The organism is Quyinboa sediminis (assembly GCF_042219855.1).
Lineage (GTDB): Bacteria > Bacteroidota > Bacteroidia > Bacteroidales > UBA5342 > JBHJHP01.
The window spans coordinates 383,662-396,209 of record NZ_JBHJHP010000005.1; the positions used below are offsets into that span (position 1 = coordinate 383,662).

6 protein-coding genes are annotated in these 12,548 nt (G+C 39.7%); 1 reads left to right on the forward strand and 5 read right to left on the reverse strand.

The window, feature by feature from the left end:
• Nucleotides 1-4: 4 nt before the first annotated feature.
• From ACE1EF_RS14100 to ACE1EF_RS14120, 5 genes are read right to left on the reverse strand one after another with little or no spacing between them, the layout of a single operon-like run.
• Nucleotides 5-1,546 (reverse strand): fasciclin domain-containing protein, encoded by a 1,542-nt coding sequence (locus ACE1EF_RS14100; RefSeq protein ID WP_375721323.1) that lies wholly within the window; start codon nucleotides 1,544-1,546, stop codon nucleotides 5-7.
• Nucleotides 1,547-1,586: 40 nt separating this feature from the next.
• On the reverse strand, nucleotides 1,587-3,377 hold the full coding sequence (locus ACE1EF_RS14105; RefSeq protein WP_375721324.1) for a fasciclin domain-containing protein: 1,791 nt from the start codon (nucleotides 3,375-3,377) through the stop codon (nucleotides 1,587-1,589).
• A 25-nt stretch (nucleotides 3,378-3,402) separates the two neighbouring features.
• Nucleotides 3,403-4,905: a RagB/SusD family nutrient uptake outer membrane protein gene (locus ACE1EF_RS14110; RefSeq protein WP_375721325.1), complete on the reverse strand. Its 1,503-nt coding sequence runs from the start codon at nucleotides 4,903-4,905 to the stop codon at nucleotides 3,403-3,405.
• A 30-nt stretch (nucleotides 4,906-4,935) separates the two neighbouring features.
• A complete protein-coding gene (locus tag ACE1EF_RS14115; protein WP_375721326.1) occupies nucleotides 4,936-8,178 on the reverse strand; it encodes a SusC/RagA family TonB-linked outer membrane protein in 3,243 nt (1,080 codons plus the stop codon).
• A 7-nt stretch (nucleotides 8,179-8,185) separates the two neighbouring features.
• Entirely contained in the window at nucleotides 8,186-10,441 is a 2,256-nt protein-coding gene (locus ACE1EF_RS14120) for a fasciclin domain-containing protein (RefSeq protein WP_375721327.1), read from the reverse strand.
• Between the two features lie 778 nt (nucleotides 10,442-11,219).
• On the opposite strand from ACE1EF_RS14120, the gene ffh reads away from it, so the two are divergent.
• Nucleotides 11,220-12,548 carry a signal recognition particle protein gene (ffh, locus tag ACE1EF_RS14125; protein ID WP_375721328.1) on the forward strand — a complete coding sequence of 443 codons (1,329 nt, stop codon included), beginning with the start codon at nucleotides 11,220-11,222 and terminating at the stop codon, nucleotides 12,546-12,548.

A 12,548-nucleotide genomic window follows, 5' to 3' on the forward strand; every position in this document is an offset into this window, starting at 1 on the left:
TTTTTTAATTGAACACAGGAACCATTTTAATATAATCAACCACGACGGCCTGGGAACGACGAAATCTACCATCAGCATCCCTGTCGTCAGGTATTATTTGAAGAAACAAATCTCTTATCGTTGAGAATTTTGTTGATCCAAGGAATACTTCCGGAGCATTAAAATAAGTTGAATCTGTAACGGCAACTGCTTCTGCCCCAGCGATTATTGCAGGTGGTCCAAAAACAGGATTACCTAAATTGTATCCTTGCATTACCACTGTAGCTAAACTTTGTTTTAGAGTATCTGTGTCTGACTTTGGATATCGAAAAGAAACATTAAAATCATTTATAGCCTTCCAGTAACAGTTATATCTTACAGAAGAAACTTCACCTGCATGAAGAATTAACCCACCTAAGTGAGCATTACTGACGTGATTATCTAATACAAAATCGTAGCCCCCGGAAGCTTGCCCTTTTATTCTTAAATTGCCGGCAGGAGCTCCACCTTCAGCAAACCATTTAAATTCAGTTTCACCTTCAACAATAATAGGCTGTATCTTATCAGCTAATTCAACTGCACAATCACTCAGTATAAACACATTCCCATTACTGACTTTGTAAGTTGATACTATGGCTGAAGGATTAACCGGAATTCTGACGTTATCAGGTGAATATACTTCAGCAGGAATATTGTCCTTATTGTATGTTGTCGTCACCACGTAATCTTTCAGGACTTTCATCTTGGCTACTGCAACATTATTCAGACTGTCGGTAACAGTTGAACCGGAAAATGCTTTAAAATAAGGTTTAAACTTATTGTATTCTGAATCAAATACCTGGTCTTCAACAATAAACACCGTAAATGTTGAATCTTCACTTCTTAAGTCTGTGACTGTTTCCAGAAAAGGGTTCTGCCACACCATTCCTGAAATGGTATCATAAACCGGTCGTCCGTCATCTGTCCATCCGGTCTGTGTAGCCACATCGGGATTGAAATACACACCGGATAATGAGTTGAGGTAAGCGGTTTGTTTGTATGTGGCACCTAACATTTCAATATACTGCCACGCATTTAACCTTAGTTTTATCGGTTCATTAATCACATGCAGTACACCGTTCCTGGCCGGAATATTCTTATCGTCCGATACCATGACGTCATCAATCATATCGTTTTCCTGATCAATAAATAAAACCTTACCTCCAAACATTTTCACTCTTTTGGAAGCATTCCCTCTATCGTATACATATTTACCGAGGGTAAAATGGTTACTCAGGAAAGAGCGAAGGCTGTCTGCGTCTCCCGTAACAGCCGGATCGGCCATAGCCATGGCGTCGTTATCCGGTGCCCACACTGTCATGATCTGCATTTTGGCTAATTCCTGATCCAGCCCCGTACTTTTTAAAGCTGCCACAAAGGATGAAAAGCGTGACTGACCTTCTAAAATTTCAACTATCGTTTGTTTTGCTGTACTGTCATTAACTTTAACGTGACTTTCCCATGCATCGGTACATGCCCAGATACCAAGAATGAAAAGTAGCAGCAATGATTTTAACCTAAAGTTCATATTTTGTGTTTATTTAATGTATAAATAATTGAAATTTAAACTATTCGAATGTTCCCTGAGGTGGTAAATCTTCCTGATACACCATAGAGTTATCATCTGTGTTTGGTTTTGGCCAAACCTGATCTTCCTCAACCGGAATAATATGTATTTGATCCAGCCACAATTCGTTGCCCGCATAGGCACTGATGGCGACAAATTTAATCCAGTGCCTACCAGTTGTAGAGAATTCAATGGTACCTGCAAGCTGGCCTGTATATCTGCTGGCCCGGATACCTGCTGAATAATTCTGTGCCAGCGAATCTGCCGGATTGTAAGGATAACGTTTAAATCCTCTCAATTCCAGTTCGCCATCGGATTCACTGTTATTCAGTGTTTCACTGTTATCTATAATAATCGGGAGCTTTTCATCATCAACGTATACAAAAAAGATTGGCTTTCTTCGTCCAGAAGACGGATATACATTTCTTGTACAGATCCAGATCTTATAGCTTCCCTTCACAACAATTGGCGTTCTGAATTGTATCCATTTGATAACTTCAGGACGGATATAGGCCTGAAGACGGTCATTTAATACATTTCCGCCGTAATCACCTGCCGGTGCATTGTAATAGATGGTATAGTTTTCAGGATACCACTGAATATCAGCCAGCTGTCCCATTTCGAGATTTACACCCTGCTTTCTGTAGACACCCGGTATTTTCTTGATCTCGAACTGATCAGTCACTTCCCAGTGAATTCTGGATGGATATCTCACTTTGATAAAGAAATCTGCTGTCATAGAATGAAACACGCCATTATTCGCTGTGTTATCCGAAGCATCCCTGTCTATGGCATACCCTTTTTCCACAACACCCCTGAATTCATCTTCGTTAACCAGTACTTCAGATCCGTCAACTTTTATCGTTATCACCTCTAAAGGTGCTTTTGTAAAATAACCTGCAGTGGAATTTATAGATGCGAAATCCGATACATACATTAATGTACTGTCAAGAATGTGATAAGCCATATGAAGGTAGAGACTGTCCATTGGATTGGTTGGGTCTCCGGTATCACTGTATTTGGCTTTCAGGTCATCATAACTGTTTATACCCGAGGCAGCAAACGCATTATTAGACACGGCCATAACCGTGAACCAGCGGGTCACTTTTACCTCGTCTCCCTGTTCATAATTGAAGTTGAAATCATCTTCAGTTAACCGGAGATTTAACGTATCAAACCAGTTGGTTGCCTTCAGAGCATCGGTAAAAATGCTGAAATCGGGATTGGCTTCGAGTTGTTCCGCTATGGTAGGTGTAATCGGGTCAAGAACCGACTCTACAGAATGAACGATACCATTCAGCATCCGGTTATCCGCACTTTTAATCGTGGCATACTTATTAACCTTATATACAGCCGATCCACCCTCGAGGTATGTTTTTGTCGTTAAATACTGACCATACATATTTGCCGTCTGTAAACGACCATCCACAAAATCAGTTGTCGGTATGGTATCTATGATGATGTGATAGCGCACCAGATCTCTCATTTCCTGTGCGGAGAAATCATCGATGGATGACACGCCTTTTTCCTGGAAATATTTCTCAAATGCAGCATTTGTAGGTGCAAAACATGTATATGTACCATACGCCTTTAAAAAGGCTATGGAATTGGATTTTTCCAGCAAATCGTAAAACGTGGAAAATTCATTAGGATTCTGCTCCAGATACTCACCAATAAGAATCTGGTAATTCGTTCTGATATTGTATTCGGGAGTACCACAACTATTCAATATAGATGCAGCTACCAAAGCTACCAGTACGACTCCTAAACTGAACCAATTTTTAGTTTTCATTTCTTTAATATTTTGATTCATTAAATTATTGATCTTGATAAAATTTATTCTGTTCCAATATTGGATAACCGGCATCAATTTCCTTTTGAGCTATTGGAAAGTAATGACTCAGCGTATCACCGTATTTGGTCAGAATATTCAACATTCGCTCTGCCGGTGCACTTACGGATACCATCGTTTTAATCAGATCCATTCGTGCATAATTATCCCGCCTTGCATTTCGTAAAATATCAAACCACCGTTTTCCTTCGAATGCAAATTCTCTTGCTCTCTCATTTAAAATGTAATTTACCAGCGCATTTTTATCTGTAGGATCACCTTCATCGGATTCCTTGGTTGCGTGGGCTCTTTTTCTTATTTCTTTAATTAACGCCAGCGATTCACTCCCTCTGTCCACCTGTGCCAATGCTTCTGCCTTAAGCAGCAGAATATCGGCATATCGGTAAACCATATAATTATTCGTGGCTTCGGCCTGCTCCTTTGCTTCATATTTGTTGCGGCCAATATATTTCCACAACGAAAAGTTTCTGGAAGATTTGTATGAACATCCGTCGCCCCTTATGTCGGCACTATCCGGGCTGGCGTAAATATCCACCGGAAAGTAAACTTCCATCATATCACTGTTTGCCTTCAGCTGCCCTTCTGTTTCAAATAAGTTAAAGAATGGATTAAGTTTGTCATCCGCAAACTCCAGTTCAAAAATTCCTTCACTGCTGTTGCCATTGACATATAAATCTTCAAACCAGAAATCATTCCGGGGCACCAACCCGTATTTACCTGAATTTATAACTTTATCACAGGCTTCAATGCTTTGTGTGTATTGTTCGGTCCACAGATAAGCATCTGCCTGAATGGCATTAACAGCATACTTTGTCATGCGTCCCTTATTCAACGCATTAATACCATAGTCTTCCTTTATCCACTGTTCCGCCTGATTCAGGTCAGCAAAAATCTGGTTAAATATTTCTGTTCTTGTACTCTTGGCTTTTCTGAATGTTTGCGCATCACTTAAGGTTGCTTCAAGCACCAGTGGAACTTCATCGAAAGCCCGTACCAGATAGAAATACATCAGAGCCCTTACGGCAAGAGCCTCACCTTTATATGCATTTAAAGCGCTTTCGGTAAAGGAATCATCAATGTTCAGCACTTCGGGTGCTTTAGCCAGCAATACATTACAATAGTTTATGGTTGTATAAAATGCATCCCAGTACACCACTTTATTGGTTGGCAGAATATCTCCGTTTCGTATATAGGTGAAATTATCGAAACTTGTACGGTAAGGACTGATCATTTCTGCACGCAGTTCACCCCAGTAGAACATACACTCCGGAATACTGTACGAACCACCCTGTGTGTTCCCAAGCATTGACGCATAAATCCCCATCATAGCCGAATGTACATCTTCCTTTGACTGCCAGAACTCTTCAACAATGATTCCGTTTTCAGGTTCTACATACAACCAGTCTTTACAGGAACTCACTGTCAGCAAAACTGTTAATATGAGTATTATGGATTTTATTTTATTCATGATTTTTGCCTTTTTATTTTATCCCGTAATTTAAAATACGACATTCAGGTTAAACGTAAACTGTCTTGAGACCGGTGTATTGGAATCATCATACCCCACGGTATAAATTGTCCCATCCTTGGAATTGATATTGATCTCCGGATCCTGTCCGCTGTAATTTGTAAAAGTCAGTAAATTGTTCAGAGTTGCAGATACTCTCATGCTCTGTGCTCCCATTTTTTTAGCGAAACCCTTTGGCAGGTTATAGGACAGAGAAACATACTTAAGCCTCATAAATGAGCCATCTTCCACATATCGGTCTGAACCCAGCCAGTTATAACCATAACCAATTAAAGAACGTGGAATATCGGTTTCATCACCTGGTTTTCTCCACCTTCTGAGTACTGCCTTGGTCTGGTTATCATAAGAATACATGTTTTCTCCTAACATTTTTGTACGGTTAATAATCTGATTTCCTACCCTGAAGTAAAAGTTGTACCTGAAGGAGAAATTTTTATACCCATATTCCTGACCAAATCCACCGAAAAAGTCGGGATTGGCATCACCGAGAAGTACCACATCGCTGGCATTGATGTTACCATCATGATTTATATCCTCGTACATGGCGTCACCCAACTGGAATTCATAATTAACCTTATTGAAGTTATAAACCATGGTAATGGGTTTACCGTTGGGATCATAAATCCTGTTATCATTTTTATCCCTGGCAATCAGGTCATCCTGTGTGGTATAAACTCCTTTATATTTATAGCCATAAAACGCTCCCGCCGGGTTGTCAATCTGAATGATATTCATATATTCTCCATTTCCGGGAGAAATGTTTCTGACAGTAGGAAATTTATCATTTACTTCCCTTAAAATATTGTAGTTTTTAGCCACATTCATATCGAATGATATCCGCCACTTCTTATTTCTAACAGGCCAGGATCTGAAATTAAAATCCCATCCGTAGTTATCCATGGTTCCGGCATTTAAAACACTGGTAGTTGTAAAACCAGAGGATGACTGAATGGCTACGTTATATGCAAACATATCCTCTGTTCTGTTCTTGTAGTAGTCAAAATCCACATGCAATCTGTTTTTATACATTTCCACAGTTGCACCGACATTCGTCGTTTTTAACTGCTCCCATTTCAGGTTAACCAACTTCATATCTGTGGTATAAACCGCCGGATCTCCCAGGTATCCCCACGCTACTGTATTGTAATTATTAAAGAACATACCGGTATTTCTGGGCGCATGTCCGTTCTCACCATAACTGTACCTTATCCGCAAATCATCCAGAAAGGTAAAGCGTTGCATGAACTCTTCACCCGACAAACGCCACATGAGCGAAATACTGGGAAAGGTTCCCCAACGGTTGTTGGCATCAAAGCGGGAATTACCTTCCCTCCTTAATCCAGCCATAACGATATATCTGTCCAGTAAAGAGTAATGCATCATAGCGGTAACGCCCAATGATCTGTCGATTCCCTTTGTAGAAGAGTTTCCTAATCCACTCCCCAGGATATTGGACTCAATTGACGGATCCTGAAATAAGGACGATGCAGAGTTGGCCGTGGTTGCGTCGTAACCATAACCAATGCTTTCATTTGTCATTGCACTCAGTGAAGCAGTAATCACATGGATATCACTGAACGATCTGTGATAACGTGCTATAGTATTGGTAAAGATATTATATGAATCGTTATCAGAGTCACCTGCACGGTTAACATAAGTATTTGTCCAGTTTAAACCGGTTGCTATCTGTGGTAAAAATATCTTTACTTTGTTTGAGTTTACATCCAAGGAAAGATCAGATGATATCCTCAAGTATTTGTTTATATCGTAATATATACCAAACTGAGAACGAATCCTGTCATTTATTGTAGTTTTCTGACCGACCAGCGCCATTGCAACAGGATTATATGTTCCCATTGCAGATCCCTGGATATTACGTTCCGGTGAAAAATAATTACCCGTTAAATTGCCGTATACATCATACTCATAAATGGACATATTTGGCATTTTCCGGTATGCAACACTTCGTATATCAGAATAATTACCATCTGTAACCCCATGCGCATATGAAAAGTCAGCGCGTAGTCTCAATTTATCAGAAATAAAATAATCCAGGTTTAAACGTGTGGTCAAACGATTGAGGCCTGTTCCAATTGTTACTCCCTGTTGTGTCTGATAATTGGTTGAAAAGCGGTAAGTTGCCTTGGAACCACCACCATCTACAGCAAAATCTACATTATGAATATAACCATCATGCTGAATGGCATCCATCCAGTCTGTATTCTGTCCATAATTATAATAGAAGTACGGGTCAGTCGGCTGATACAGGAATTCCTTATGCAGTTGAACATCCAGTGGCACATTATTGGTATTCATTACGGCCTCTTTAATCAGGGTGGAATATTCATCTCCGGATAAAAGCGGCAGAGCTTTAATTTCCGGAATGAACGTACCTCTGTAAGTTAAACTTACTCTTGGTGAACGGCTTCTTACACCACGTTTTGTGGTGATAACCAGCACACCATTGGCTGCCTTGGTTCCCCACATGGCCGTTGCGGCCGCATCTTTCAGCACGGTAATTTCCTTGATGTCATCCATGGAGATATTCAGCATTTGTGAATACCCCTCTTCATTGGCTGTGGCAAAATTAAAATTCGGATCTATGTTGATCTCCAATGGAACTCCATCAACCACAATCATTGGTTTGTTATCGGCTGATAAGGTACTCACACCCCTTATTCGAATTGACATTCCTGCCCCGGGATCACCTGAGTTTGCTGCGATATCAACCCCCGCCAGTCGTCCCTGAATGGCTTCATCTATTGTTGAGGCCTGTACATTCTCAAATTCCTCTGTCGATATTTTTGAAATCGGTATTCCCAGATCCCTGTCCGGAATACTCATCAATCCCATATCTGTTCTTTTTTCTGCGATAACGTCAACACCGGTAAGCTCCTTTGCGCTGATTTCAAGAACAATATTGATGGTATTACGGTCATTAATATCTATAGTCTGCTGCTTATACCCGATGAATGAGAACTGTAACCTGTCGGATTTATCCAGTACCTCAATAGCATACTCTCCATCAAAATTTGATATGGTTCCTTTCCTGATACGGTTGTTAGCATCAATCTCCACAACGGTTACACCAGGTACGCCATTCGGTTCATCAGTAGACGTAATTTTACCCCTGATAAGAAATCCATCCTGTGCATTTACAATCTGGGATAGAAAAGCAACCTGAAATACTATTAACAATCTGATAAATTTCATCGTATAATTAATTTTGTGGATATCTTAAATAATTATCAATTTGATGGATAACCGCCCTGTTAGCCAGAATATTACTGTAACGGCTTACCGTGTTTGCTTCCCTGGTTTGTGAATCGATGATGGTAAGACCAGTGCCATCACTGGATATTGTAATATAGGTATCACCATCTGTAGTTTTATATAAAGTCACTGCCCCGTCTTTAAAACCTTCCTGCGGCACGATAATACGTTTTGGCAGAATATGATAATTTACAAATGCAGCTACTTTTTCCTGTTCAGCCTGTGTAAAATCAGCAATGGTAATTGGCGGTAATACGCCATCAGCCACTGCCTGATCAATGGCCGCGTTGCTTGGAATTAAAAAGGTATTGTTATTGGTGTTTGCCACATCGGTGATGGCTTTTGTTTCGGTGTTGTATAGATAGCCTTCCATAGATGCCCCGATTTCACTTAAAGATGTAGCCGATTTTTCAAGATACCGGTAGAAATTCCGGAAAGCGGAATTGCTTTCCAGCTGTACTCCGATGTTATCAACTGAAAACCGGAGTGGTGTGGAAAGTGTATAAGACTGTCCGTTTGAGGGTTCACTATCGACCTCACCTGAAAGAATAGATAATGCGGTACCGTTTCCACTGGCCCAGACATAGGTTCTTCCCTGGGTGAAGTATCGGATGTATTCTCCCCTGTCGTCAATACCCGTACGCACAATGCCCTGTCCGCTAAAGTCCACATTTTCTCCTTCAATCATATGCAGATACAATAACCTTTCCAGCGCATTGGTTGCATTGTCACCCAATGAACCATTATAATTTTCAGTGAATTCCCAGCGGTTTAAATCCCCGTTCCAGAAAAAGCCCATATTGGTCATCTGGTCATTATTTATGAGAAAGAGTTGCAGATCGACCTCTGTATTTTTCAACAGACTCAATATAGTCGGGAATGAACGGATAGCCTGAAGCATAATCACATAATCCGGATTCAGGTTAATATCCCCAAGTACGGTATAATAAAGATCTGTTGCCTGTACTTTATTCACCCCGTAAAACATACCGTTGCTGCATACTTTTTTATCCACCACATCTGCGGTCGGATCAAATCTGGCTTCTTCACCATAAATATTCTGAGCCATATCGAATTTTGAAGGCCAAACGGTTGTAAGCCATAAATGAGCATTTACAAAGTCCGCAATCTGACTGGTAGTCATCTGATCAAGTGAAGAATAGTACTTTAAGAATTTATTATCAAAAAACTGCTGAACGGCCTCATTCGTAGGGGCAAACATGGTCCAGCCATTTTTCTGGTTATCATAATCTTCACCACCTTCACCATATCTTAAAAAGTTTTCGCAGTTTGGTGCAAATGCCATATTGGAATATCCTTTCACATAAATATTCTGCGTTGAACCTGTTGCCTGCTCATAAAGAGAGGAAACCCAGGAAGGTGCAATGGTATAATTTCTTAAATAGCGGTTGATGATATCCCTGAACATGCTGTATTCTTCTTTGCCCGCAAGAAATTCCTCAAGATTCTGCAGCGGACTCAGTACTTTATCAATGACATGAATTACACCATTTTCCGCATAAATATCACCTTCGGTAAGATGTGCATCAACCACATTAAAACTGTCCAATGCAACGCCGGGGAAAAAGTATTCATAGTCGTAATCCGAAAGATTTTGCTCATTAAGGTAATTACGGGAGAAATACGGGATGTTTTTATAGTTGTAATCATCCAGGGAAGAATAATTACTGTTTGATTCCCCGCCCATTACGGCATTTACATCCAGCACATTCTCCATCACGCCGTCTACCGTATCTTTATATATCCACTTGTAATAGTTGGTCTGGCGCTTGAATGCTTCATTTTCGATCCATAATTCCTGGTCAGATGACTGGTAGTCATCAAGCTGGTCTTCAGAATAGGCATTCTGTAACAATAAATACTGCACGATACTCCGTGCTTTCACAGAATCCAAATCGCTTACTGAAGCGTAGCCGTTGGCCGCAAAATACTGGTTAAAAGCTTCATCAGTTGGTGCGAATAAAGTGAAATATCCTGCAGCTCCCAACGATTTTGTATAGCCGGCTTTTTCAATACATGCCAGCAGGGAGGTAAAGTTACCCCGTTGTTCCAACTGTGTTAAAATCGGTGGTTCAAGCCATTCCGGACGTTCATAGTATTTGGCTTTCTTATCTTCACATCCGCTGAATATTACCAGCAGATTCAACATAATAAAAGCAAATACAAAAAACTGTTTTTTCATAAGATGATGAATTTGATATAATTACAGATTAACTGCATTCGTTTTTTTCACAATTTGTTCCGTTATCCTTATAAACAATAACCTGACAGCCACATGTATTAATCAGGTAAACGTCAAAATTATGGAATGTGGAAATGACATACGTATCAAATCCTGCCATAATTTATCATTAACTGACAAAACAAACCAAATCCAGTTGAAAGCATAACGCAGAGAATAATGCGCATTTTAAGAAATATCCATTTCTTATTCAGAATTGCTGGGTTGGTTTTTTTCATACTACCTAAAAGATCAATTTTAAAGTTAGCAAACGGTATTGATCATTTCTGTTAACCATTTAAGAGTTAAAATTACTACATTTTAAAGAAATGTACACCACGAAGCGTACAATTTAAAACTTACAATTTTCTTACTGATAGCACATTAAGTTAACTTTTTAACAAGGCATACCTATCAGTATAATTCTTAAAAAAGCTAAAATCAAAATTATGAATGTTCACAGGCTTTTACAATGCACAAATTGTCCAATTATTTACACATTATGACACCAGTAATAAGTGTCACAAATACACAAATCAAAAACAGGCAGTATTCTCATCACACTGTTTTACAAACAATTAAAGAAACTACCCTGAAATGTAAACGATTACAATCCATAAAATAAATTCATTTTATGACAATTTACACCAATTACAAATAAAATTTAATTAGTTTTTAATTATGGTATTTCTTTCTATCCTTTTTATATTTTTGCACAAATTACAAAACAGGTTATATAATGTTTGAAAATTTAACAGACAGACTTGAGAAATCCTTTCAACTTTTAAAAGGTCAGGGAAAAATAACAGAAATAAACATTGCTGAAACCTTAAAAGATGTCCGAAGAGCTTTACTGGATGCGGACGTCAATTTTAAAACAGCAAAAACCTTTACCAATACTGTTAAAGAAAAGGCACTGGGTCAAAACGTATTAACGGCAGTCAAACCGGGGCAGATGCTGGTTAAAATAGTTCATGATGAACTGGCTGAGTTAATGGGAGGCGAAAGTGTTGATATCAATATAAAAGGAAGTCCGGCCGTTATTTTGATTGCAGGTTTACAGGGTTCCGGTAAAACCACATTTTCAGGAAAACTGGCAAATCAGCTCAAACGAAAAAGAGGTAAACATCCCATGCTGGTTGCCGGTGATGTATATCGTCCTGCAGCCATTGAGCAGTTAAAGGTGCTGGGAACACAGATTGATGTTCCGGTTTTTTCTGATCTGGAAAGCAAAGAACCTGTTAAAATAGCCAGGGAAGCGATCAGGCAGGCTAAACTGAAGGGGCACGATGTGGTGATTATTGATACTGCCGGACGCTTAGCTATTGATGAACAAATGATGGATGAAATTGCGGCCATAAAATCTGCCGTAAATCCGCATGAGATATTATTTGTGGTAGACTCCATGACAGGTCAGGATGCCGTAAATACAGCAAAGGAATTCAATGACAGGCTGGACTTTGATGGTGTTGTCTTAACCAAACTTGATGGTGATACTCGTGGTGGTGCTGCACTTTCCATTCGTTCTGTAGTGGATAAACCCATCAAATTTGTTGGGATGGGAGAAAAAATGGATGCTCTGGATGTATTCCACCCCAACCGAATGGCAGACCGTATTCTGGGCATGGGTGATATTGTCTCACTGGTAGAGAAAGCCCAGGAAAACTACGACGCCGATGAAGCAAGAAAACTTCAGAAGAAGATTGCCAAAAATCAGTTTAACTTCAATGATTTTCTTTCTCAGATTAACCAGATTAAAAAGATGGGTAACCTGAAGGATCTCGCATCCATGATACCCGGTGTCGGGAAGGCAATGAAAAATATTGACATTGATGACGATGCATTCAAACATATTGAGGCTATCATTCACTCTATGACTCCTCAGGAAAGGGACAATCCGCAGATTTTAAATGGCAGCCGCCGAAACCGTATTGCTCAGGGATCGGGTACCAATATCCAGGAAGTTAACAAACTGATTAAACAATTTGATGAAACCCGGAAGATGATGCGCATGATGACCCAGGGTAAAAATGTATCGAAAATGATGAATTCAATGAAATTCAGATAA